This is a genomic window from Hymenobacter miniatus, assembly GCF_016427455.1.
Lineage (GTDB): Bacteria > Bacteroidota > Bacteroidia > Cytophagales > Hymenobacteraceae > Hymenobacter > Hymenobacter armeniacus.
Genome location: NZ_JAELXR010000015.1, coordinates 94,068 through 117,939, shown reverse-complemented (window position 1 = coordinate 117,939; position 23,872 = coordinate 94,068). Strand labels below are relative to the sequence as shown.

The window sequence follows — 23,872 nt, the reverse complement described above, 5'->3', positions numbered from 1 at the left end:
GGGCCAGGCCGCCGTGGCGCAGGCGGCCGACGCCGAGAAGCTGCGCCGCGGCGAAACGGCTCTGGTCGTGACCTACGGCATGGGCGTGCACTGGGCCAAAACCGCCAGCCGCGAGTTCCCCGGCCAACTCGAAATTCTGGACCTGCGCACCCTCAACCCGCTCGATTTCGAAGCCGTAACCGCCGCCACCCGCCGCCACGGCAAAGTGCTGGTGCTGACCGAGGAGCCCTTGCTCAACAGCTTTGCCGAGAGCCTGGCCGGCCGCATCCAGCGCCACTGCTTCGAGGCGCTGGACGCCCCGGTGTTCACCTTGGGCGCAGCGAATCTGCCCGCCATCGCCCTTAACGTGGAGCTGGAGCGCCAGATGCTGCCCAGCGCGGAAAAAGTTGCCGCGGCCATTGCCGAGCTGCTGGCCTATTAGTCTATGCCCCCCCTGAAGCAAAAAGCCCCGGCACTGCGCAGTACCGGGGCTTTTTACTATTGTATGGGCACCAAATGCTTCGTTGTGCCTACAGCCGGGTATGCGGCCGCCCCGCTTAAAAGGGGTAGCCAATGCCGAGGTTGAAGGCAATCGGGTTGGCGCTTTTGTTGAAGTTGCGTAGGGCCCAGGTTTGCCCGGCGGGAGCGGTGGGGTCGTAAATTTTGGTGGCCAGGTCGAGGCGCAGGATGAGGAAAGTAAAGTCGAATCGGATGCCGATGCCCGTGTCCAAGGCAATCTGGCGGTAGAATTTATTGAGTTGGAACTGGGCATTTTCGCGGATGTATTCGTCGGAATCATCCTTGCGCTGCTCCTGCAGGCCCCATACGTTGCCAAAGTCCGTGAATACGGCTCCTTTCACAAAGCCGTAGATGGGAAAGCGGTACTCGGCGCTGCCTTCGAGCAACAACTCGCCGGGCTGTTCGGTGAGGTAGTCGCGCGTGCCGTTGGAAAGGCGGGGCGTGTAGCCGCCCGGCCCCAGGCGGCGCGGCTGCCAGGCCCGCAGGCTGGTGGAGCCGCCCGCAAAAAACGACTTGTCGTAGGGCACCACGTATTCGCCGTCGGTTTTGCTGAGGGCGTGCACCGCGCCGCCATTGAGCCGCCATACGAAGTAGGTCTGAGGCGAGAGGCGGTAGTAACGTCGGTAGTCGACGCTGATGCGGGCGAAGTCGTACACGTTCAGGTTGGTGGCCTCGTAGAGCGTGGTGCGGTACAGGCCACGGGTGAGGCCGCCCAATTCGCCAAAAAGCCGCAGGTAGCGGGAGTCGCGCGTCTGGTTGAAGTCGTTGGAATTGTAGAGAGAGGTGAAGCTGAAGCTGGGCTCAATCTGCTTATTGAAGGAGCGATAGAGCGACGACCCCTCGTCGACTTTTAACTGCTCCAGCCGCAAGGCGAAGGCATCGCTGATAAAGGGTGTGTTCACCAGCGTCATTATCACCGGCGAAAACACGTACTGATGATACGCCGACCGCTGCCAGATGTAGTCCAGCGCAAACTCGAAGTTGGAGCGCGTGTATTCGGGCCGGTCCACGTAGGTTTCCGACAGGGTGAAGCGCGTTTTGGGGTTGTATTCCGTCAGGAAGTGGTTGGTGCGGAAGGGCACCAGAAACTGCGGCAAAATCAGCGACGCCGTGGCGCCCAACTGCCGCGTGAACACCGACTGCGGCACCGTGCCGCTGCCTTCGGCAATGCGCACCAGCTGCCCCTCCAGGCCCGCCCGTACGCCAAATTCGAGCACCTCGGCGCCGCCAAACGGATTGCGGGTTTTGAGGCGCACGTTGAGAAAGGGCCCGGTTTTGTTGGCCACAAAAGTGGCCCCAAACTCGTCGTTGATGGCGTATTTGGGGGCCGGCGAGGCATTTATCACCGCCGTCAGCTCGCCGGTGCTGGGGTGCAGTCCGGCGCTGTCGGCGGCGGGCGGGTCGGCCACTTTGCGGTAGCTCACCGTGCTGAAACGAAACATGTCCAGGTCGGAGAGCAGGCGCTGGGTTTGCTGGGTGCGCAGCAGGCTGTACTTCTGGCCGGGGCGCACCAGCACCTTGCGGGCCAGCAGGCTGGTGCTGAACTGCTGGTCGTAGGCCGCAAAGCGGATGGAGTCGGTCACGGTGGTGTCGGTGCGCAGGCCCAGGCTGGGGCGCACGCGCAGGGCGCCCGCGGTGCCGGCCCGGCGCAGGGTGTCGCCGGTGGCGCTGCGCAGGGTGCGGCCCACGCCGGCATCGGTCACAAAGCGCACTTGGCGCACCCGGTACACACGGTGGCCCAGCCCGGGGCCGGGGTTGGCGATAAACGTGCGCAGGCGCACCGTGAACTTCTCGTAGCTCGTGTCGGCTTCCAGCGTGATGTATTGCTGGCGAAAATCGAAGTAGCCGGCGTTTTTGAGCAGGGTTTCGAGGCGGGTGCGCTCCAAGCCAATCTGCTCTTCGTTGAACCGCTCGTTTTCGTGGAGCAGCGTGGCACCCTGGCCCTGGCGCACCACGGCCGCCACCCCCGAATCGGGGATGCTGGGCGGCTGCAAGCGGTAGAGGAAGGGCTGGTTTTCGGTGATGTTGTACGTCACCGTGACCCGGCGGTAGCGCTTGCTCACGTCCAGCGAATCGGAACTGCCTTTGTGCAGCCCGCCCAAGGCGCGCAGCAAAATGCCGCGCCGGTAGCGGGCCGTGTCGGTGGCCGAGACTTTGGCCCGGAAGAAGCCCTGCGAGTGCAAAAAAGTGGTCATCTGCTCCACGCTGCGGCGGGTGAGGGCCGTGTCGTAGACCACGGGCGCCTCGCCCAGGCGCATGATGGCGTTGCCTTTGTCGAGCGCCAGCTGCTTGCGGTTCACCTTGCGCTCGCGGCGGGCCAGCAGCTTGCCCAGCTCGGCCGAGTCGGTGCCGGCGGCCTTCATGCGCGCGGCGTAGGTGGTTTGAATCTCGTGCAGCTTGTTTTTGATGCGCACCGAGTCGTAGAAGTTGTAACCCAGCTGGTAGATGGCCAGCTTGGGCGGAAACCGGGTGTTGGGCTTTTGCTGGGCCAGGGACTTGAGCCGTTCTTTGTCGGCCTGCTCCACGCCTTTTATCTCGACGCGGCTCAGCAGGCGCTGGCCCGGCCGCAGCAGTTTAAACGGCGAACAGGCCACCAGCAGGGCCAGCAGCAGCGGCCCCAGTCGGCGCCCGGCCCGTAGCTTTGAAGAATAGGTCGACAACAATGGTTTCAAAAGCACTAGGCAAATACGTGCAGTCGCTGCACCAAAAAAAGTACCGGCAACGCCACGGCGCGTTTCTGGTGGAGGGAGGCAAAAGCGTGTTGGAACTGCTAAGTTCTGGCCTGGAAACCGAACACCTGCTGGCCACCGCCGAATTTGCTTCCCAAAACCGTGCCCTGCTGCCGGCCCGGCTGCTCACCGTGGTGTCCGAGCACGAGCTTACCCAGCTAGGCACCCTGGCCAACAACACCACCGCCCTGGCCGTGGCCCGCCTGCCCACCGAGCCGCCGCTGCCTCCAACGCTGCCGGCGGGGGCTTTGTTGCTGGCCCTCGACGAAGTGCGCGACCCCGGCAACCTTGGCACGCTGCTGCGCCTGGCCGACTGGTACGGCCTGCCCGGCGTGGTGCTCAGCCCCGGCTGCGCCGACGCCTACGCTCCCAAAACCGTGGCCGCCACCATGGGCGCCTTTGCCCGCGTGCCGGTGTGGGAGCGCGACCTAGGCGCCTGGCTGCCCACGCTGCCGCCCGAAGTGGGCATTTTCGGCGCCGACCTGACCGGCGACAACGTGCACCGTCTCGCGCTGCGGCCCGCCGGCGTGCTCGTGATGGGGAGCGAGTCGCACGGCCTCACGCCGGACGTGGCGGCGGCCCTTACGCGGCGGCTGCACATCCCGCGCGGCCCCGGCGGCCAGGCCGAAAGCCTCAACGTGGCCATTTCGGCGGCCATTCTCTTGGATAATTTTTTCCGGGGCCAGTAGGCCGGGCGTGCATTGCCAGGTTTCCCATCAAGCCCCAAAGCAACGCGCCCCCGGAGCAATTCCGGGGGCGCGTTGCTTTGGCTGGGTAAAGCTGCCTAGAAGCCCAGCACGCGCAGGCCAAAGCTGAGGGCGTGGGTCTGGGGGCCTTTGGCGTCCTCAAACACCTCGTTGAGGTTGTAGCGGGCGAAAAGGCGCAGGGCGTGGAAGCCGATTTCGCCCTGCAGGCCGTATTGCCATTCGTTCAGGTTCAGGTCGCCGCGCAGCTTGTCTTCGTGCTTGTTGTCGCTGCCGGCCAGCTTGTATTCGGTGGTGATATTGCCACCAACGCGGTAGCCGGCAAAGCCGCCGATGCCGGCCGAAAGCGTGCGCCGGTCGTCTTTGTTGCGCAGCTTCAGGCGCAGCATCACGGGCAGGCTCAGGGTATTGATGGTGAGCCGCGACTCGTCGATTTGCTTGGCGTCGGGGGCGCGCTCGGTGAAGGTGGCGGTGTTGGTTTTTACCCACTGGTCGTTGCCGCGCAGCAGGAAGCGGTTGGTCGTGAATTCGGGGCCGAGGGTGAGCGCCAGCTTGGCGCGCTTGCTGTAGGCAATGGGCTGCACGTAGTCGAGGCCAATGGAGGTGTAGCCCATGCCCCAGCCCCAGCGGCTGAGCGAAGGAGCCCCGGAGCTCACGCTATTGGCCGAGGAATTAACGAAGCTGTTGAGCCCGATGTCGAAGCGCAAATCCACCGTGTGGCGGTCGCGGCGGTCGCCGCGCTTGGCCGAATCGGCTTTGGTCTTCACGCTCGATGAGCCGTTGGTGCCGATGCTGATGGAGTTTTTGCCGTCGCCGTCGTTGTAGGTGGTGATGCCGAACTTCTTGTTGAGGTACACCTGCGTTTTGGTGGGGCCTTTGGTGCCGTCGGTGCCGGGCTTGTGGGCCGTGATGCGGATTTCCTCGGGCAGGTTCTGGCCGGGCTGGTCTTTGTCGGGGTAGAAGCGCATCGTCACTTGGTTGGTGGTGCCGGCCTTGGCGGCGGCCTCGGCCTGCGTGATGTAGGTGGCCAGGCGGGTGGTGAGCGAGTCGAGGTGGTAGTTTTTGAGCTGGCGCAGCTGGGCCGCGTCGCGCACCGTGAGGGTGAGGGTGGCGCGGTTGGGCAGGCGCATCACAATGGTGTCTTGCACCGTGGCGGGCACGGCCAGGCGGGTGGCGCGGGCCTCGTTCAGGCCCGCGGTGAGTCCGGAAAGCAGCAGAAAAAAGGGGAGAAAAGCGCGTTGCATGATTTTTAAATGAAGAAGGGTGAATTACAATTGAATGGATTTGCTGACGGTGCGGCCCGCCACCGTGGCCCGCACGGTCAGGTTTTCGGGCAGGCCGGCCACTTCGGCCAGGCTCACCCGCTCGCCCCGCACCAGGTTGCCGGCTTGTTGGAGCAGGCGGCCGCCGAGGCGGCGGCGGGCGGCGGGCGCCTCGCTCGATGCCACGGCCGAGGTGCTGGTTTGGGCCAGCCGGGCCGTTGAGGCATCGCCGGTGCGCACGTCCACCGTTATCAGCTCGTGGGTTCCCACGGGGACGATTTCCGGCGTGGTGGCGGGCAAGGTTTGGGCGGCCACTACCGGGGCCGGGTCCGGGGCCTGCCGCCGCTCGTCAGCAGCGATGGCCGGGGCCGGCTGGGCAGTGGGGCGAGTAGCTGCGTGGGCCACGAGGGGGGCTTGTTCGGGGGCTGCGTCCAGCCGCCGGGCGGGTCCTGTCAAGTGGCGGGGCGACTGCTCGGAAGCTGCCTGTCCGGCCTTTGGTGCGGTAGATGCGATGTGGGAAGAGCGGGTTGCCCGGAGGGTTGCATTTTTTTGCACAGATTCAGCCAGAATATTTTCCGACTGCTCAACCGGTGTCGTGGCCGCGATGGAGGCCGTTTTTTCGGCTCGTTCCGCCACGCCCGCGCCCTGTGGCAAGCTCGAAGCAGTGGTCTGGGCTTGCTGGGAAGCAGCCGGCCCGGCCGAATTCTGCGACGCAACGGTGCCGGTGGCCGGGGTGCCGGCGGGAGAGCCCAACCACAGCTTTGTGCCACCCACCACCAAGAGCAGCGCCACAGCGGCTGCCAGGGCCATGGGCCACCACGCGGCGGCGCGGCGATTGCGGGGCCGCAGGTGCTCGTCCTCGAGGCGCTCCCACAGCTCGCGCCGGGGCGGGGTGGCGTGGGCGCTCAGCCGCTGCCGAAACAGCTCGTCGAGGCGAGCGTCGGGCGCCGGGGCGGCGGGCTCGGCGGGGGCAGCGGCCTGCAGGCGGGCCCACAGGTCGTCGGCCGGCGGCGTGGCGTGGCCGTCGAGCTTCTCGCGGAATAAGTCGTCAATATCTTCGGGAAACATAGGTCTATTAGTTGCTGGCGATGGCAGAAAACTGAACCCGCCGCTGCAGCATGGCGCGGGCCTTGCTCAGCTGCGATTTGCTGGTGCCTTCGCTGATACCCAGCAGCTCGGCAATTTCCTGGTGGCCGTAGCCTTCCAGGGCGTAGAGGTTGAAGACGGTGCGGTAGCCCGTGGGCAGGGTGGTGAGCAGCTCCATCAGGTCTTCGGCCTGCAGTTGGGTGTCGGCGGTGGCGGCGGTAGTGGCCAGGTTTTCGGGTTGGGCAAAGTCTTCAAACGACACCGTCATCATCTCGCGCTGGCGCAGCTGCATCAGCGCCTCGTTTGCCATGATGCGGCGCACCCAGCCCTCGAAGCTGCCCTCGAACCGGTAGGTGGGCAGGGCCCGGAACATCTTGGCAAACCCCAGGATGAGGGCTTCCTCGGCGTCTTCGCGGCGCTTGAGGTAGCGGCGGCACACGGTGAGCATGAGGCCGGCCAGCCGGTCGTAGAGCTGGCGCTGGGCCCGGTGCTCGCCGCGCACGCAGGCAGCGATGAGTTCGGCTTCGTTCACGGTAAGGGTGGGCAAAACGCAGAAAGGATGGTGAGTTAGCGCGGCAGATGCCGAAAGCGAGGCCAGGGTTGCCTGGCCTGGTAAAAATATTATGCCCGCTTCGTCGCGCCGCTATAAGTCGCCCAGGCGCCGACCCTGCTGGCGGCCCAGGCGCGGGTGCTTGGCCTGGCCCACCACCTGCGCGGTGTAGATGCCGTGGTGGCCCGAAAGCAGGTAAGCCACCACGCACGTCAGCCCTAGGTACACGCCGGCCTTCGCCCCGAACAGCTCCATCCCCATGAGGGTGCAGGCCAGCGGGGTATTGGCCGCCCCTGCAAACACGCCCACAAAGCCCATGGCCGCCAGCAGCGCCACCGGCAGCGGCAGCACCACCGCCAGCGCGCTGCCCAGCGCCGCACCAATGAAAAACAGCGGCGTCACCTCGCCGCCCTTGAAGCCGCAGCCCAGCGTGAGTGCCGTCAGGGCCAGCTTCAAGGCCCAGTCGGTGGGCGGGAGCGGGTGCCGGAAAGCCTCAACTATCACCGGAATGCCCAGCCCGCTAAACCGGTTGGTGCCCAGGCCCCACAGCAGCAGCGCCAGCACCACGCCGCCCACCACCGGCCGCAGCGGCGGGTAAGCAATGACCGCAAACCAGCGCCCCAGAGCGTGCGTAATGCCGCCAAACAGCCGCGCCACCAACCCACACAGGACCCCCACCAGCAGCGTGCACCCCAGCCCTAGCGGCGTGAGCGCCAGCGCTGGCAGCTCGGGGTATGGCGTGTGGCCCACGCCCCAGGCCCGGGTCACGGCATCGGCCACCACGGCGGCCAGGAAGCTGGGCACCAGCGCCTCGTACCGAATGGAGCCCAGCAAAAAAACTTCCAGTCCAAATACCGCGCCCGCCAGCGGCGTGCCAAACACCGAGGCGAAGCCCGCGCTCATGCCCGCCACCAGCAGCAGGCGCCGGTCGCGGGGCCGCAGCCAGCGGCGCAGTTGGTCGGCCAGGGCGCCACCCATTTGCACCGCCGTGCCCTCGCGGCCCGCCGAGCCGCCCGCCAGGTGCGTGAGCAGCGTGCCGCCCAGCACCAGCGGCACCATGCGCAGCGGCAGCGTCTGGCTGGGCCGATGGATTTCGTCCAGAATCAGATTGTTGCCGCGGCCGGCCCGCTCGCCGTAGTAATGGTAGGCCAGGCCGATAACGAGTCCGGCCACGGGCAGCAGGGTCAGCGCCCAGGCGTGGGCTTCGCGCCAGTGCGTCACCCAGTCCAGCGCCACCAGAAAGCCGGCCGAGGCCGTGCCCGCCAGCGCACCCACCACGGCGCTAATCAACAGCCAGCGCAGCAGATACAGCGCCGCGGAAGCGGTGCCCCATGTGTGAAAGCGGGGAAAGAAAAAATCGGAAAAAGAAATGCGAGGCGGCACGGCGCGAACGTAAGATGAGCTGGTTGGCCCGGCCTGCGGGGCCGTCCGTTCGGTAGGAATCATCAGCGCGGAGCGTGGTAGCTCCGGCGGTTCGCGGTGGAAATCCATCACCGTTGGCAGGGGTGGCAAATATAGCGCAAGGCCGGTTTTGGGCCGCTGAAGCGTCAGTTCCGGGCCGCGCGTCGGTTATTTGCCGGGCCATTGCCCTTTTGCCCATTCCCTTTTTTTATGGAACTGCTCACGGTCACCAACATCAGCCTGACGGAACAGGGGAATGAAGTGTTGCGCAACATCACGTTTTCACTTTCTGCTCACCGCAAGCTGGCCCTGGCCGGCGAATCAGGCACCGGCAAAAGCACTTTGCTGCAAATCATTGCCGGCCTCACGCAGCCCAGCACCGGCGAGGTGCGCGTGCAGGGCGAGCGGGTGCGCGGGCCGGTCGAAACGCTGGTGCCGGGCCACCCCGGCGTGGCATATTTGTCGCAAAAGTCGGACCTGCCGCATTCGCTGCGCGTGGAGCAGGTGTTGCGCTACGCCAACAAACAGCCGACCGCCGAAGCGCAGGCCCTGTTTGCCCTGTGCCGCATCGACCATCTGCTCTTGCGCCGTACCGACCAGCTCTCGGGCGGCGAGCAGCAGCGCGTGGCCCTGGCCCGGCTGCTGCTGGGTGCGCCGCGGCTGCTGCTGCTCGATGAGCCCTTCTCCAACCTCGACCGCGTGCACAAGCGCACGCTGCAGGGCATCATCGAGGAATTGGGACCGCGCCTGGGCATTACCTGCCTGCTGGTGTCGCACGACGCGGCCGATACTTTGCCCTGGGCCGATGAAATTTTGGTGCTGCAGCGCGGCGAAATAGTGCAGCGCGGCACGCCGGCAGAGGTGTATCATCGGCCCGTAAATGAATACACGGCGGCGCTTTTTGGCGATTATAACCTGCTGCGCGGCGCCGCGCGCCAGGCACTGGGCCCGGTTCCGAAGTCGCGCCGGGGCCCGGCAGGCGGTGCGCTGCTGGTGCGGCCCGAAAGCTTTGTTCTTGCCCATGAGGCCGGCGTGGGCCTGCCCGGTGTGGTAAGGGCGGTGCGGTTTTACGGCAGCTACTACGAAGTGGAAGTGGCGCTGGCTGAGGAAACGGTGCGCGTGCGCCAGGGCCGAGCCGAGGTTGCGCCCGGCGATGCGGTCAGCCTCAGGCTGGCCAGCGGTAGTGGCTGGCCCATCAACTAAATCAGGCCCCGACTTCTACCAAAAGCAAAGCACCGGCCCCACGTGGTGCCGGTGCTTTGTTACGTGTGCAGTGGGCGATGCCCGGTGCTTGCTGCTTAATACTGTCCGATGGACAGCAGCACCAGCGTGCAGGCTTCTTCCGTTTGGATGCCGCGCTGCTGGGCCAGGCGTTCCAGCTCCGGGTTTTCGGTGCCGGGGTTGAAAAGGATGCGCTTGGGCTGCAGGTCGAGGATGTAGTCGTACCAGGCGGGCTGGTTTTGCGGTCCCACGTAGAGCGTTACGGTGTCGATGTCTTTTTCCTGAGGGCGGTCGGTGCGAATGGGCAGGCCGGCCACTTCGCCTTTGCGAATGCCCACCGGCACCACTTCATGCCCGTGCCGCTTCAGCATGTGGGCGGCCCGGAATGAATACCGGTCAGGATTGTCGGAGGCGCCAAGAACGAGGGTTTTTTTCATGGATGATGCGATGCTAAATGAGGAGATGCCACCGGGCCGTTTGGCGCGACTAAGGCCGCCAAGCCCGGTGAAGGGCCGCTGCTCAAGCCGGGGATGTGGTGGCCTGAGCGGCGGTTCTTGCCTTTTACGACAAAATCGCGGAAACCGCTTCGGCGCACCGCTCGCCGTCCATGGCCGCCGACACAATGCCGCCCGCGTAGCCCGCGCCCTCGCCGCACGGAAACAGCCCCGCCACCTCCGGGTGCTGCAGCGTGGCCGGGTCGCGCGGAATGCGAATGGGGGCGGAGGTTCGACTTTCCACGCCCACAATTTGCGCGGCGTTGGTGGCGTAGCCGGGAATTTTGCGGCCGAAGTCCTGAAAGCCCTGGCGCAGGCGCTCGGCCAGGTTGGGGCCCAGCACGTCGTCCATGCGCACAGACACGAGGCCGGGCTGGTAGGAGGTTTCGAGCAGGCTGGCCGATGTTTTTCGCTTGAGGAAGTCGCCTAGCAGCTGGGCCGGCGCCTGCTGGGTGTTGCCGGCCGCCGCGCAGGCCCGTTGCTCCAGCGCCTGCTGAAACCGCAGGCCCGCCAGCGGGCCGTGCTGGCGCAGGTCGAGGTCGGCCAGCTCCACGGCGGCCACAATGCCGGAATTGGCAAAGCGGGAGTCGCGGCGGCTCGGCGACATGCCGTTTACCACCACCTCGCCCTGGGCCGTGGCCGCCGGCACGATGAACCCACCCGGGCACATGCAAAACGAAAACACGCCGCGCTGCTCGCCCTTCACCTCGGTTTGGTGCACCAGCGAGTAGGAGGCGGCCGGCAGCAGGCCGCGGTCGGTGCGGCGGTACTGGGCCTGGTCAATCAGCGCCTGGGGGTGCTCCACGCGCACGCCCATGGCAAAGGGCTTGGCTTCGATGAGCACGCCCCGCTGGTGCAGCAGTTCGTAGATGTCGCGCGCCGAGTGGCCCGTGGCGAGAATGGTGGCCTGGGCTTCCAGCGTTTCGCCCGCGGCCGTCACGACGCCGCGCAGCCGGTTGCGGTCGAGCAACAGGTCCGTCACCCGCGTTTCGAAGCGCACTTCGCCGCCGGCCTCTATGATGGCTTCGCGCAGGGCCTGCACCACGGCGGGCAGTTTGTTGGTGCCGATGTGCGGGTGGGCGTCCACCAGAATATCGGGGGTGGCGCCGTGCTGCACCAGTCGGCGCAACACGCGGCCCACGTCGCCGCGCTTGGTGGCGCGGGTGTAGAGCTTGCCGTCTGAATAAGTGCCGGCGCCGCCTTCGCCAAAACAGTAGTTGGAATCGGGATTTACCAACTGTTCCTTGTTGATGGCCGCTAGGTCGCGCCGCCGCGTGCGCACGTCGCGGCCACGCTCCAGCACAATGGGTTTCAAACCCAGTTCCAGGCAGCGTAGCGCGGCAAACAAACCAGCCGGCCCGGCGCCAACTATCAAAACCTTAGGTGTAGTTGATTTAACATTTGGATAAACAAACCAAGGGCCAAATAAGTCGGACGGCGGTGTATTTGTGTAAACATCGGCCCGCAATCTAACTTGCGCTTGCCGGCCCCTTGCGTCAATAGAACGCTTTTTTAAATGCACAAAGTCAGCTTCGCCAGCTCTTAGACCAGCGTATTTGAGGATGGCTTCGTAGCGAGCAAACTCATCAAAGGCCACTTCAGGGCTAAGTAAAAGCTCAACTTCTTTTTTAAACATATGTGTAAGAAAGGTATTTATCCTTTTGAGAAATAAGTGGTTCAAATAAACCAAAGCAAAGGTACGAACATACCGAACCCTGCACTTCCTTAGAGACAACCCAGAACCAGCGTGAGCCCCCGTAAGATTCACTGCTGTCTGTTCACTGTGTCGTGCCTATACCCTGCCCGAAAGCATCCTATGCTTCGCGCTTTCGTTAGTTTGCCGCATGGCTGATATTTCAACTGCTTCCCCGGCGTCGCGCTTTCGTTCCATTATTAGCGGTTCCATTGGCAACCTGGTCGAGTGGTACGACTGGTATGCCTATTCGGCATTTGCCCTCTACTTCGCGCCCATATTCTTTCCCAACGGCGATGCCACTGCCAAGCTTCTGAATACCGCGGCCATTTTTGCCGTGGGTTTCCTGATGCGGCCCATTGGCGCGTGGCTGCTGGGGGCTTATGCCGACCGACACGGGCGGCGGGCTGCCTTGCTGCTGTCGGTCCGGCTCATGGCCGGTGGCTCGCTGCTGATTGCGGCCACGCCGGGCCATGCGCGCATTGGGGTGGCGGCCCCTGCCTTGCTGCTGCTGGCCCGCTTGGTGCAGGGCATCAGCGTGGGCGGCGAATATGGTACGTCGGCCACGTACTTAAGCGAGATGGCCGGGGTTCGGCACCGCGGTTTTTGGTCCAGCTTTCAGTACCTCACGCTCATGGGAGGGCAGCTGTTGGCGCTGCTCGTGCAGTTGGGCCTGCAGCAGGTGCTGAGTCCGGCCCAGATGAGCGAGTGGGGCTGGCGCGTGCCGTTCGTGATTGGGGCTTTGGCGGCGCTGGGCGCCTTGTACCTGCGCACGCACATGAGCGAAACGGCCGCTTTTGTGCAACACCGGCAGGCCGCGGATGCCAGCGCGGTGCCGGGCGCTCGGGCCTCGGTGCCCAGCCAACTTCGGGTGCTGGCGCAACACCCCAAGGCCGTGCTCACGGTGGTGGGCCTCACGCTCGGGGGCACCCTGGCTTTTTACACTTACACTACTTACGCGCAGAAATTCCTCGTGAATACCTCGGGCTTCAGCAAGGAAGCGGCCACGCTGATTTCGTTTGGCGTGATGGCCGTAGCGCTGCTGTTCCAGCCACTGCTGGGCGCCATTTCCGATAAGGTGGGGCGCCGGCCTGTGCTGCTCATGTTCGGCGTCGGGGCCACGCTGGGCACGGTGCCGCTGCTACGCCTGCTGGCCAGCACGCACGACGCCTGGGTGGCGGCGGGCCTGCTCATTGCGGCGTTATTCGTGGTGAGTGGCTACACGTCCATCAGCGCCGTTGTCAAAGCCGAGCTGTTTCCGACCGAAATCCGGGCCCTGGGCGTGGGGTTACCGTTTGCGCTCACCGTGGCCATTTTTGGCGGCACAGCCGAGTACGTGGCCCTGTTTGCCAAGCAGCGCGGGGTGGAGGAGTGGTTTTACTGGTACGTCACGGCCTGCGCGCTGCTGTCGCTGGTGGTGTACTGGCGCATGAGCGAAACCCAGGCCGAAAAAGGCCACCTGGTGGATTAGGCGCGGCCAGAGCACGCGTTATTTTGACTCAGCGGGCGTCGGCGGTGTGCCGGCAAAGCCGTTGGCCAGCTTGCCCAGGTCGACGTGCGACCGGGCGGTGTTGGTGTACACTTCGGTGAGCATGCCCGACAGCGCTTTGGCCACTTCCGGCCCACTGCGCGCCATGGTGCCCGAGATGACGCTGTAGTAAAACGCGGCGAGGGCGTCGCCGTCCCACATGCCGCGCAAGTTGTCGTGCAGGGCGCGCGCCTGCTCGAGGGAGGTGTCGATGATTTTCTGGTCAGTTTCGGTCATGGGGCGGTGCGCGGTGCGCAGTGGATGCCCTTAGGTACGGCCGGTTCCGCTGCGGGTTGGGACAGCCGGGACAGGCAGGCGCCATAACGCAGCAATGGCCGGCAGCGCGCCAAGCCGAAGCTCGGTGGTGCGCTGCCGGCCATGCGGCAAATGGAGCCCGGGCTGCTAGTGTGCGCCCACGCCTTCTTCGAGCACGCTCTCTACCCAGCCTTTGCCCCAGTCTTCGAGCTCCTGGGCACTCCAGAGCTGGGGGTAGAAGATGCGGCGCTGAAACTTGGGGGGCAGGTAGTTGCGCCAGTTGGTGCCACCGGTGGCGGCCACGTCGGTGGGGTTGCGGTGCAGGTACCGCACCGCCGATTTGAAGTGCATGAGCGGCCAATTCACGTTCACGCTCACGTCGAGCTGGCGCATGGCGCGCAGCAGGCGCGGGTGGTGGCGGTCTTCTTCGGGCAGACGCTGCACTACGGCCCACACGTTGCGGTCGTGGTAAGCTTCGGCGTGGCGCACGAGGTCGGCGGTGTATTTTCGCTCGAACTCAATCAGCGTCAGGGCCTTGGCGCCGCTGGCCTCGATAGTGGCGCCGGCTTTCCAGTAGATGCAGCCCAGCAACTGGTCGAAATCGTGGGCCGAAGCCTCGCCCAGGGTCTGGCGCTTCACTTGGTCGGTCAGGTTTTCGAGGGCGGTGCTGGCAATCTCAATCATGCGGTACTGCACGCTCTGGAAGCCCGAGGCCGGCATGAGGGCCATGCGAAAATCCAGAAACTGCTGCTTGTCCATGCCGTCGACCATCACGTCGAACGAGTCGATGAGGTTCTCGAAATAGCGGTTGATGCGGCCCAGGCGCAGTACGACCTCGCCCAGCGTGGGCTGTTGAAGGTCGCCGATTTGCTCGTACTCGCAGAGGCAGAGCTTGAAATACAGCTCCGAAATCTGGTGGTACATGATGAAAATCCGCTCGTCGGGTAGGTTGGTGAGCGGGCGTTGAAGGGAAAGTAAAGTGTCTAGCTCGATATAATCCCAGTAATTGATGTACTTGGCGTGGTAGAGTCCTTCGAGGTAGGCGGCCAGGTCCTGGCCGTCGGGAACGTATTTTTCCTGCAGCCGTCGGAGTTGGGCCAGTACGGCAGGGGAAAACTCGTCCGGGGTGGGAAGGTCGGACATAAGAAAAAGGGGTAATGGTGGGAGGGAAATGCCTGGGTGGAGGCAGGGCAAATATCGACAAAAACCTGAGCTTGCAAGCCACGGATTTAGGCGGCGTGCCGAACATTTGGCCACGGTAGCGGTTAAGCGGCATTTTGGCGGCTGGTTTTGGTTCGGCCGCGGGCCGGCGCCGGGCGTTGGAAGGGCCGCGCGGCGGTAGATTTGGGGGCCGTCCGCTACTTTTAAGCCCCCAACCGTAGAGCGCGGCGCAAGTCCATGGCCGAAAAATCCAGCATTTTTGATATGATTGGTCCCGTGATGATTGGGCCCAGCTCGTCGCACACGGCTGGCGTGGTGCGCATTGCGCGCGCCGCCATTCGCATTCTGGGCGCCGTGCCCACCGAGGCGGTCATCACCTTCTACAACTCGTTTGCCCGCACTTACGAAGGCCACGGCTCCGACCGCGCCATCGTGGCGGGCCTGCTGGGCTACGCGCCCGACGACACCCGCATCCGCACGGCCTTCGACCACGCCGCGGCGGCCGGCCTGCGCTACACCTTCCAGAGCGTGGGCAATGCCTCTACCATGCACCCCAACACCATCAAGCTGAACTTGCTGGACGGCGCCACCGGCCACCGCGTGGAGGTGGTGGGCCAGAGCCGCGGGGGCGGGGTCATCCGCGTGGTGGAGGTCGACGGCTTTCCGGCCGATTTTTCGGGCGCGCTGCACACGCTCATCATCGATGCCCACGACGTGCCGGGCTCCATTGCCTTCATTGCTTCCGTCATTGCCCACGACCAGTGCAACATCGCCACCATGTTTGTGAGCCGCAAGGGCCGCAATGATGCGGCCCGACAATTTATTGAGATGGATAGCCCCATCAAAGAAATAACCCTGCAGTACCTGCGCCAGCTAAGCTGGGTGCAACGCATCACCTACATTCCCACGCTGGAATAGGAGGTGGGTAATAAAAATGACGAATTGCCGATTACAACCCTGCTACTTCCGCATAAAACACTTTTCTGCAAAATGAAACGACGGACTATTCCCGCTTCGATGAAGCACGGGCTCCTGGCCGGCTTGGCCGGCGCATTGGCGCTGGCGCCGGCGGCCCGGGCCCAACAAACGCCGGCCGTGCCGGGGGCGCCGCCCGCGGCGGCCCCCAGCGGCACGGCGCAGGCCCTGCCCACCGGCCCCTGGTCGCTGCAAAGCGCCGTGGATTATGCCCTGGCCCACAACCTCAACGTGCGCTTGAGCGAGCTGCAGGCGCAAAACAACCAGCAGGTGCTGCGCCAGAGCCGCGCCGCGCTGCTGCCCTCGGCCAACCTGAGCGGCTCGCAGTCGTGGCAGTACGGCACCAGCGTGAACCCGCTCACTTACGAGTTTCAGAGCAACACCGTGCGGGCCAACAACTTTGCTGGCATTGCGCAGCTCACGCTCTTTCAGGGCTTCCAGCTGCGCAATACCATTCGGCGCAACGACCTGGATTACCAGGCCAGCTTGGCCGACATTGAGAAGGCCCGCAACGACCTGAGCCTGAACGTGGCGTCGGCGTTTTTGCAGCTGGTGCTGGCCCAGGAGCTGGTGCGCGCCAACCAGACGCGCGTGGAAAGCGACCAGGCCCAGATTGCCCGCACCAGAATTTTGCTCAAAGCCGGCAGCATTCCCGAAAGCACCTTGCTCGACAGCCAGTCGCAGCTGGCCACCGACGAGCTGAACGTGGTGACGGCCCAGAATCAGGCCGATTTGGCCCGCCTGTCGTTGCTCCAGCTTATGAACATCGATCCGGCTAACGCGGCGGGGTTTGCCATTGAGGTGCCCCAACTGCCCGACCCCGACGAGGAAGGCGCCCTGGCGCTGGATTTGAACGCCACTTACCAGACGGCGGCCGGCCGGCTGCCCGAAATCCGGGCGGCGGAGCTGCGGGTGCAAAGCGCCCGCCGGGGCACCGACCTGGCCCGCGGCGGCTATTACCCGCGCCTGGCCCTCACAGGGCAGGTGTTTTCGGGGTATTCGTCGGTGCGCACGGTCACCTCGGTTGGCAACGACTCGACGGCCCGCCGCACCACGTTTTACGTGAACAACGGCGGCGTGCAGACCCCGCTCACCGTGACCACCTACCAGCGCAATATCCTGAGCCTGCCGCAGGGGTTCTGGGACCAGCTGAACCAGAACCTGGGCCAGCAAATCCAGTTTCAGCTCAACATTCCCATCCTGAACGGTTTGCAGGTGCGCACCGGCGTGCAGCGCGCCATCATCAACGAAAAGGCGCAGACCGTGCGCGCCGAGCAGGCCCGCCTCACCCTGCGCCAGAGCATTGAGCAGGCCTACGCCGATGCCCGCGCCGCTCAGCTGCAATACGCCGCCGCCAAGCGCCAGGTGGCGGCCCTCACCCTCACGCAGCGCAATTCGGAAATCCGCTTCAACAACGGGCTGCTGAACGGCACCGAGTTCAACATCGCCAAAAACAACCTCAACTACGCCGAGTCGAACCGCATTCAGGCCAAGTACAGCTACATTTTCCGGCGCAAGGTGCTCGATTTCTATCAGGGCAAGCCGCTGGCGCTGTAAGCGGCCCGGGCGCGGGCCCACTTCCCTCACACTTTCTGCAAACTGAATACCTACTTACTGAACAGATTACGCTTTCATGAAAAATAACCGTTTACTCTTCATTCTGCTCGGCCTCATCGTGGTGGGCCTGGTGGGCTACACCATGGCCAAGAAAAAAGGCTGGGTGGGCAAGCCCAGCGGCGTGGAAGTGCTGGTGGCCAAGGCCGGCCCCACCACCATCGTTGAGAAGGTGAGCGCCTCGGGCAAGGTGCAGCCCGAAACCGAAGTGAAAATCTCGCCCGACGTATCGGGCGAAATCATTGAGCTCTACGTGCAGGAGGGCGACTCCGTGCGCAAGGGCCAGCTGCTGCTCCGCATTCGCCCCGACAATTACCAGGCCCAGGTAAACATGCAGAGCGCCCAGGTGGGCACCCAGCGCGCCAACGTGGGCCAGGCCCAGGCCCGCCTGCAGCAGCTGCTGGCCTCGGCCAAGCAAACCGAGCTGACCTACCGCCGCAACGCCTCGCTGTACAAGCAAAAGGTGATTTCGCAGGCCGACTACGAAGCCAGCCAGGCCGCCTACAACGCCTCGCAGGAGGAAATTAACAGCGCCCGCCAGCAAATCCGGGCGTCGCAGAGCACAGTGAGCGCGGCCTCGGCTTCGCTGGAAGAAGCCCGTAAAAACCTCAACAAAACCACCATCTACGCCCCGGTGAGCGGCACGGTGAGCAAGCTCAACGTGAAAAAAGGCGAGCGCGTGGTGGGCACCACCCAGATGGCCGGCACCGAAATCATGCGCATTGCCAACCTCAACAACATGGAGGTGCGCGTGAACGTGAACGAGAACGACGTGAACAACGTGAACCTCGGCGACTCGGTGGAAGTGGAAGTAGACGCGTACAGCAACCAGGACGAGAAATTCCGCGGCCTGGTCACCAACATTGCCAACACCGCCAAAGACGCCCTCACGGCCGAAGCCGTGACCGAATTTGAGGTGCGCATTCGCCTGCTGCCCGAAAGCTACAAGCACTTGTTGCGCACCGTGCGGGGCCAAACCATTGTGCCCTTCCGCCCGGGCATGACGGCCTCGGTCGACATCATCACCGACCGCAAAAGCAACGTGCTGAGCGTGCCCCTGGCCGCCGTGACCACTCGGTCGGATTCCTCGGCGCTGAAAAAGAACGAGAAGAACGCCGAACGCGTGAGGGGCGCGGTGGTGGCTGCTGACGAAAAAGGTGGCCCCAAGCCCGAAATTCAGGAGGTGGTGTTTGTGGTGCGCGACGGCAAAGCCGTGATGACGCCCGTGAAAACCGGCATCAGCGACTTCCAGAACATCGAAATCCTGCGCGGCGTGAAAGCCGGCGACCAGGTGGTGAGCGGCCCGTTCCGCGCGGTGGCCAAAACCCTCAAAGACAAGGCAACGGTTGACATTAAAGACGAAAAGTCTCTCAACAAAGAAGCCTTGAAAGACGAGTCGAACGAGGACAAGTAAGCCCTGTTTCGCCTCCTGCAGCGTCATGCTTCGCGAAGTCGAAGCATCTTTACGGCCAAACCAAGCCTCGCTTGGCAAAGCGGTAGAGATGCTTCGGCACGCTCAGCATGACGTTTTGCTTTTTTCACATTGCCCTCAATTCCCACCCACTTGGAAAAAATCGCCATGCTCGGCGGCGGCTCCTGGGCCACCGCCCTCACCAAAATCCTCAGCGAAAACGGCGCCCGGCTCGACTGGTGGCTGCGCTCGAAAGACGACGTGCAGCACCTGCTGCGCACCCGCCACAACCCGCGCTACCTCTCGGCCGTGCAGTTCGACCTGAACCGCGTGTACCCCACCACCGACCTCGAAGATGCCATTGAGGAGGCCGACTGGCTGGTGTTGGCCGTGCCGGCTGCCTTTGTGCAACCGGTTCTGGATAAGCTGGACCGCGACGCGCTGAAACACAAGCGCGTGGTGTCGGCCATCAAGGGCATGATTCCAGGCAAGAACCAGCTCGTGACCGACTACGTGGCCGAGCGGTTTCGGCTGGGCCGGCACCAGCTGGGCGTGATAGCCGGGCCTTGCCACGCCGAAGAAGTGGCGCTGGAAAAGCAGAGCTACCTCACCATCGGCTCGCCCGATGCGGGCTTGGCGCTGGAGTTTTGCGAGCTGCTGCGCAACCGCTTCGTGAGCGCCCACCCGGCCGCCGACCTCGACGGCATCGAATACTGCGCCGTGATGAAAAACATCATTGCCCTCACCGGGGGCATCGCCCATGGCCTGGGCTACGGCGACAACTTTCTGGCCGTGCTGGTGAGCAACGCGGTGCAGGAAATCCGCCGGTTTCTGCAGGCCATCAACCCGCAGCCGCGCGACCTTTCGGCCTCGGCCTACCTCGGCGATTTGCTGGTGACGGCGTACTCGCAGTTTTCGCGCAACCGCACCTTTGGCAGCATGGTGGGCCGCGGCTACTCCGTGAAATCGGCCCAGCTGGAAATGAACATGGTAGCCGAGGGTTACTACGCCGTGAAGTCCATCCACGAGCTTAATAAGAAGCTCAAAGTCAACATGCCCATTACCGAAGCGGCGTTTAATATCCTCTACGAACGAATTGCGCCGGCCGTGGAGCTGGAGATTTTGAAGGAGAAGCTGCGCTAAAACGTCCTTTCGCCACCACGTCACTCGCCCATGATGAATTGGCTTCCGCTCGCGCTGCTCACGGCCTTGTGCCTGGCGCTCTATAACTTCTTCATCAAGCTGGCCGCCAATCACCTGCCGCCGGCCGTGGGCGCGGTGGTGCTGCAGCTGGTGGCCGCCGCATTGGGTGCCGCGTGGCTGCTGAAACTGAAGCTGGCCGGGCAGCCGCTGAACGTATCGGGCAAAGGGCTGGCGCTGGCGACGCTGGCGGGCCTGGGCGTGGGTTTGGCCGAAATCCTGACGTTTGTGGTGTTTCAGCGGGGCGTGCCGTCGTCGGTAGGGACGCCCGTCATTGTGGGCGGCTCGGTGCTGCTCACGGCCCTGCTGGGGCTGGCGGTGCTGCGCGAAACGCTGACGCTGCCCCAGGCGGGTGGCCTGGGGCTGATAGTAGTGGGCATTGTGTTGCTGGCGCGCGGGCACTAGCCGGGCGGTGAAGTCCATCCTCCACTCAGTTGTGCCGCCACGGCTTGGAATTGAGCAGGTAGCCGGCGGGCAGGCGATAGATTGCGACCTCGCCGTTTTGAAAGGCAGGCGGAAAAGGGAACTGCGGTTGGAAAAAGCCGCGCCGGCCAGGAAATGCTACTACGTAGCCGTAGCGGGTGCCGCGTTGTTGGTCGTAGTCGAATTGCCAGGTTCGCGTCAGGGCCTCGGTGTGGGCGTAGAAGCGAAAGAACAGGTTGTGGGTGACTTCGGGCGCCAGCACGGCTGCGGGCGGCTGCGCGGCCAGCCAGTGCACGCCCGCGCGGTAGGCCGCATCGGTGCCATAAGCCACCGGATTGACGCGCACCACGCTGTAGGTTTCGTAGACGCCGAAGCCGACGGCCAGCGTGGCCAGGGCCGGTCGCAACCAAGGCCTCGCTTGCGCCGGCCAGCGGGCCAGCACCCAATCCACGGCCAGGCCCGTGAGCAGAAAGAAAAAAGCCGCTTTGTAGAGCATGACGCGCTCGGGCGGGAATACCCGCTGCACCACAACCACCGCGTAGGGGAAAAGCATAAACCACAGCGCGGGCGCCCCCAACTGCCTCAGCGCGTGCGCGCGGTTGGGGGCTAGTCGGTTGGTGTAGGAGTGGCGCCCTATGCAGGCCAGCAGCGTCAGCACCGAAAGGGTGAGCAGGGCGCCCAAGGTGCGCTGGCCTGCCAGGAAGCCTTCGTTATGCCACAAATAGCCCGGCAGGCCCGACCAAAACGCGCCGGGTGCCATTGGGCCCACGTTGCTGGGGGCCACCAGTGCCGAGCCGCCCGAAACCAGCAGGAGCGGGGCGTACAGCAAAACGGCGCCAGCTGCGATGCCAAGGCCGGTGCCAATCAGGGGTGCCAATTCGGCCCAGGCTCGCCGACGCAGCAGGCCCACCCCTAACCAGGAATACGCCGACGCCAGCACGTACACAAACGGGGGCACGGTGTACATGCCCAGCACGCCGGCCAGGGACAGGGACAGCCAGGCGGCCCGGTGCCGGCCATGCGGGCGGCTCAGCTCCTGCGTGCCGAAAAAGACGACTGTTGCCAGCAAAATAAACAGCCAGTAGCCCCGACCCACGCCCGCGTGGTACAGGCTCAGCTGCAGCCCGCCGAACAAGCCCACAGCTATCAGCGCCACCCGAAAGCGGGTGCGGCGCACCAGCCCAATCAGTAGTAGCGCCGTCGCCAGCGTGCTCTGCAGCAGCACCGGCATTCGCATGCTCCACCAAAAACCGGGGCTCAGCTGATAAAACAGCAGGCTAATGGTATTCGAGAGAATGTGGTTGTTGGGCAAAGGGTAGTATGCGCTGGTGGCCAGCAACCCTTTGCTCACGAACAACTCGTACGACACGGCGTCGTCGTATTCGGGATTGGCGATGCTGAAGTACACCCGCACGACCGTAAGCCAGGCCAGCAACGCCCCCGCTTGTCGTTTTTGCCGGATGCTCAAGTGGTGCCAGCCCCGCAACAGGCCGGATGTGGCGGCGTTAATTTCCTGCCTCAGGACCTGCAACGCGTGGCGGCCGGCCGCCGGTGCTGCCAGGCCCGCACACAGCGCCGCAAGCATTAGGGCGCCGGTTGCCAACCCCTGCCGAAGGTTCGTCAAATGCTTGGCCATGTGGGGGCTCATGCGCCAGCCATTGAATGGGAAAACCTGGTACACCGTCCGAATTTCGTCCACTCCCGTCGCGTACAACACCGCGGCCGCGTAGCCGGCGCAGCCTGCCAGCAGTGCGGCAAGCAACATGACTAAAAACCGGGGCGATGCTGGCATGAGCAGGCAGGCATGAAACCTTGTGTTGCGCTGGAAGTACCGGGTGCTTCTGGGGTCTGACATTTCGAGCCGGTTCTTTGCACCCCTACATATCTTCATTCAGGTACCAGTACGAGGGCAGTCCGCGGGAGACCGATTCCGAGGCCGGCACCCGAAATATCTCGACTTCGGCGTTGCGAAAAGCAGGCGCCTGCGTGAAAGTGGGCTGAAAGTACCCGCGCTTCTGCGGAAACGCCACCACGTAGGTGTAGGCCCGGCCGGGCACGGGGCGGCCATCGAGCTGCCAGGGCTGGCCGGGCAGTTCCGACCGAAAATAGAGGCGCAAAAAGATGCTGTGCGTGGGCTCGGGCACCAGCACGGGGCCGTGTGGCTGCTGCGAAAGCCAGGCATAGGCCGCGTGGTAGTCGGCATTGTGCTGCTGCGGGATGCGGTTGTCGCGCCACAGGCTCACAAACTGGTAGCCCAACCAGGCCACGGCCACCACGACCAGCGCGGGCCGGAAGGCCTTCCATTGCCGCAACCGGCGTTGCTGCAGCAGCCACTCCAGTACCATGGCCAGAATTACAAAGAAAAACAAGGCTTTGTAGAGCAGCGTGCGGCCCGGCGCAAACACGCGCTGGGCAATGAGCAGCACATAGGGAACTGCGCAAAACCAGAACGCGGCGGGCGCCAAGCTCAGCCACCAAGCGGCATGGGCAGCTGGCAGTTGCCCTTTCCGGGCGCGTTGCAGCAGCAGCACGGCAGTCACGCCGCCCACGAGGGTGAGCAGAGCCCCGGCCTTAATCTGGCCCACTAGGAACCCTTCCGTTTCCCACAGATAAGCCGGCAGGCCCGCCACAAACTCGGCAAAGGGCCGCGGGGCCACGAAGCCGTTGCCGAAAAAAATGGCCGGCCCCGAAACAAACAGCACCGGCGAATAGAGCAGGAGGGTAGCGGCCACCGTCAGGCCCCCCGAAACCATAAGCCTCAGCAGGTCAATCTGGGCTTTTTGGCGCAGAAAGCTCAGGCCCAGCCAGGAATAGGCCGAGGCAATGACCACGGCGAAGGTGGGTACGGCATACGCCCCAGCTACGCCGCTGAGCACCAGCAGCGCCCACGCGGCGCGGGGTGTCCGGGTTTTGCCGGCCAGCGCCAGCGTGACGATAAACATGACCCCGGCGCAGCCCGTCAGCAGCCAGTAGCCCCGTCCCACGGACGAATGATACACGCTAAGCTTGGAGAGGCTGAAGAGCAGCACCGCCACCGCGGCCGGCCGAAATGCCAGCCGACGGTGCAGCAGCCCCACCAGCTGCAGTACCGTGACGGCCGTGGTAGTGAGCAGTACTGGTAGCCGCATGGTCCACCAAAAGCTTGGATTAACGTGGTAAAACGCCCAGCTCAGCACGTTCGATAGCACGTGGTTGTTGGGCAAGGGGTAGTAGCTGGCCGTAACGAACAAGCCCTGACTAACGAAGAGCGAATACGACGCCGCATCGTCGTATTCGGGCGTCACGGAAGCCAGGCTGAGGTAGGCGCGCAGCCCCGTGAGAACAGCCAGCCCCCACGCCGCCCAGCGTTTCTGGCGTGGGCTCAACGATTGTACCGTGTGCCACTGCGAACCAGCGGCGGCCCACAAACTCAGCCCCAGGGCGCGAAGCTCCTGGCGGCCGGTCGGCAGGGCGGCCAGTAAGGTGGCTGCCGCGCCGCACCCGGCCGCCAGCCCGGCCAGGAGCTGCCAGGTGCGCGTTAATTCCTGAGCCGTAAAAGGCCGGGTACGCCAGGTGTAGAAAGGGAAGATGGCATCCAATTGCCGCGCCTCCTGCCAGGTGGTGTGGTGCAGAATGAAGGCCGCGTACCCGGCACATAAGCCCAGCAGCGCGAGTCCGCAAAGCACGA

20 protein-coding genes and 1 riboswitch are annotated in these 23,872 nt (G+C 64.3%); of the genes, 9 read left to right on the top strand and 11 right to left on the bottom strand.

The annotated features are described in order from the left end of the window. Nucleotides 1-421 (top strand): transketolase C-terminal domain-containing protein (locus tag JAO73_RS19550; protein WP_317191252.1); only part of this gene is annotated, 421 nt, incomplete at its 5' end. Nucleotides 422-536: 115 nt separating this feature from the next. Here the strand turns inward: JAO73_RS19550 and tamL are convergent. After that, nucleotides 537-3,170: a translocation and assembly module lipoprotein TamL gene (tamL, locus tag JAO73_RS19545; protein WP_198978957.1), complete on the bottom strand. Its 2,634-nt coding sequence runs from the start codon at nucleotides 3,168-3,170 to the stop codon at nucleotides 537-539. On the opposite strand from tamL, the gene JAO73_RS19540 reads away from it, so the two are divergent. Beyond that, nucleotides 3,161-3,916: an RNA methyltransferase gene (locus JAO73_RS19540; protein ID WP_198978956.1), complete on the top strand. Its 756-nt coding sequence runs from the start codon at nucleotides 3,161-3,163 to the stop codon at nucleotides 3,914-3,916. The genes tamL and JAO73_RS19540 overlap by 10 nt on opposite strands. Before the next feature lie 95 nt (nucleotides 3,917-4,011). Here JAO73_RS19540 and JAO73_RS19535 read toward each other — a convergent pair whose 3' ends face one another. The 4 genes from JAO73_RS19535 to JAO73_RS19520 form a co-directional block, all read right to left on the bottom strand. Further along, nucleotides 4,012-5,175, bottom strand: a complete 1,164-nt coding sequence (locus tag JAO73_RS19535; protein ID WP_198978955.1) for a porin family protein — start codon at nucleotides 5,173-5,175, stop codon at nucleotides 4,012-4,014. Between the two features lie 24 nt (nucleotides 5,176-5,199). Then, nucleotides 5,200-6,261, bottom strand: a complete 1,062-nt coding sequence (locus JAO73_RS19530; protein WP_198978954.1) for a hypothetical protein — start codon at nucleotides 6,259-6,261, stop codon at nucleotides 5,200-5,202. 7 nt (nucleotides 6,262-6,268) lie between these two features. Continuing rightward, nucleotides 6,269-6,826: an RNA polymerase sigma factor gene (locus tag JAO73_RS19525; protein ID WP_233169296.1), complete on the bottom strand. Its 558-nt coding sequence runs from the start codon at nucleotides 6,824-6,826 to the stop codon at nucleotides 6,269-6,271. 96 nt (nucleotides 6,827-6,922) lie between these two features. Next, entirely contained in the window at nucleotides 6,923-8,212 is a 1,290-nt protein-coding gene (locus tag JAO73_RS19520; RefSeq protein ID WP_317191251.1) for a chloride channel protein, read from the bottom strand. A 46-nt stretch (nucleotides 8,213-8,258) separates the two neighbouring features. Then, nucleotides 8,259-8,333, bottom strand: a riboswitch (Fluoride riboswitch). A 107-nt stretch (nucleotides 8,334-8,440) separates the two neighbouring features. On the opposite strand from JAO73_RS19520, the gene JAO73_RS19515 reads away from it, so the two are divergent. After that, a complete protein-coding gene (locus tag JAO73_RS19515; protein WP_198978952.1) occupies nucleotides 8,441-9,433 on the top strand; it encodes an ABC transporter ATP-binding protein in 993 nt (330 codons plus the stop codon). 95 nt (nucleotides 9,434-9,528) lie between these two features. Here the strand turns inward: JAO73_RS19515 and JAO73_RS19510 are convergent, their stop codons facing one another. Both JAO73_RS19510 and JAO73_RS19505 read right to left on the bottom strand, forming a co-directional pair. After that, entirely contained in the window at nucleotides 9,529-9,888 is a 360-nt protein-coding gene (locus JAO73_RS19510; RefSeq protein ID WP_190922516.1) for a CoA-binding protein, read from the bottom strand. 124 nt (nucleotides 9,889-10,012) lie between these two features. Further along, nucleotides 10,013-11,581, bottom strand: a complete 1,569-nt coding sequence (locus JAO73_RS19505; RefSeq protein WP_198978951.1) for an NAD(P)/FAD-dependent oxidoreductase — start codon at nucleotides 11,579-11,581, stop codon at nucleotides 10,013-10,015. Nucleotides 11,582-11,789: 208 nt separating this feature from the next. Between JAO73_RS19505 and JAO73_RS19500 the strand changes: the two genes are divergently transcribed. Beyond that, a complete protein-coding gene (locus JAO73_RS19500; protein WP_198978950.1) occupies nucleotides 11,790-13,109 on the top strand; it encodes an MFS transporter in 1,320 nt (439 codons plus the stop codon). An 18-nt stretch (nucleotides 13,110-13,127) separates the two neighbouring features. Here JAO73_RS19500 and JAO73_RS19495 read toward each other — a convergent pair whose 3' ends face one another. Together JAO73_RS19495 and JAO73_RS19490 are read right to left on the bottom strand one after the other, a co-directional pair. Next, nucleotides 13,128-13,403 carry a hypothetical protein gene (locus JAO73_RS19495; protein ID WP_198978949.1) on the bottom strand — a complete coding sequence of 92 codons (276 nt, stop codon included), beginning with the start codon at nucleotides 13,401-13,403 and terminating at the stop codon, nucleotides 13,128-13,130. Between the two features lie 165 nt (nucleotides 13,404-13,568). Further along, nucleotides 13,569-14,564 carry a tryptophan 2,3-dioxygenase family protein gene (locus JAO73_RS19490; protein ID WP_190922520.1) on the bottom strand — a complete coding sequence of 332 codons (996 nt, stop codon included), beginning with the start codon at nucleotides 14,562-14,564 and terminating at the stop codon, nucleotides 13,569-13,571. A 255-nt stretch (nucleotides 14,565-14,819) separates the two neighbouring features. Between JAO73_RS19490 and sdaAB the strand changes: the two genes are divergently transcribed. The 5 genes from sdaAB to JAO73_RS19465 all read left to right on the top strand — a co-directional run bounded on the left by sdaAB (nucleotide 14,820) and on the right by JAO73_RS19465 (nucleotide 20,187). Continuing rightward, nucleotides 14,820-15,500 (top strand): L-serine ammonia-lyase, iron-sulfur-dependent subunit beta, encoded by a 681-nt coding sequence (gene sdaAB / locus JAO73_RS19485; RefSeq protein ID WP_190922521.1) that lies wholly within the window; start codon nucleotides 14,820-14,822, stop codon nucleotides 15,498-15,500. Between the two features lie 72 nt (nucleotides 15,501-15,572). Next, nucleotides 15,573-17,114: a TolC family protein gene (locus JAO73_RS19480; protein ID WP_198978948.1), complete on the top strand. Its 1,542-nt coding sequence runs from the start codon at nucleotides 15,573-15,575 to the stop codon at nucleotides 17,112-17,114. A gap of 76 nt (nucleotides 17,115-17,190) precedes the next feature. Further along, nucleotides 17,191-18,585 carry an efflux RND transporter periplasmic adaptor subunit gene (locus JAO73_RS19475; RefSeq protein WP_190922523.1) on the top strand — a complete coding sequence of 465 codons (1,395 nt, stop codon included), beginning with the start codon at nucleotides 17,191-17,193 and terminating at the stop codon, nucleotides 18,583-18,585. Between the two features lie 150 nt (nucleotides 18,586-18,735). Continuing rightward, nucleotides 18,736-19,725 carry an NAD(P)H-dependent glycerol-3-phosphate dehydrogenase gene (locus JAO73_RS19470; protein WP_223827448.1) on the top strand — a complete coding sequence of 330 codons (990 nt, stop codon included), beginning with the start codon at nucleotides 18,736-18,738 and terminating at the stop codon, nucleotides 19,723-19,725. A gap of 30 nt (nucleotides 19,726-19,755) precedes the next feature. Beyond that, nucleotides 19,756-20,187, top strand: coding sequence for an EamA family transporter (locus JAO73_RS19465; RefSeq protein ID WP_198978947.1), 432 nt, complete (start codon nucleotides 19,756-19,758; stop codon nucleotides 20,185-20,187). Nucleotides 20,188-20,212: 25 nt separating this feature from the next. Here JAO73_RS19465 and JAO73_RS19460 read toward each other — a convergent pair whose 3' ends face one another. Continuing rightward, nucleotides 20,213-21,970: a hypothetical protein gene (locus JAO73_RS19460; protein WP_198978946.1), complete on the bottom strand. Its 1,758-nt coding sequence runs from the start codon at nucleotides 21,968-21,970 to the stop codon at nucleotides 20,213-20,215. Between the two features lie 112 nt (nucleotides 21,971-22,082). Continuing rightward, nucleotides 22,083-23,870, bottom strand: coding sequence for a hypothetical protein (locus JAO73_RS19455; RefSeq protein ID WP_198978945.1), 1,788 nt, complete (start codon nucleotides 23,868-23,870; stop codon nucleotides 22,083-22,085). Between the last annotated feature and the right edge of the window lie 2 nt (nucleotides 23,871-23,872).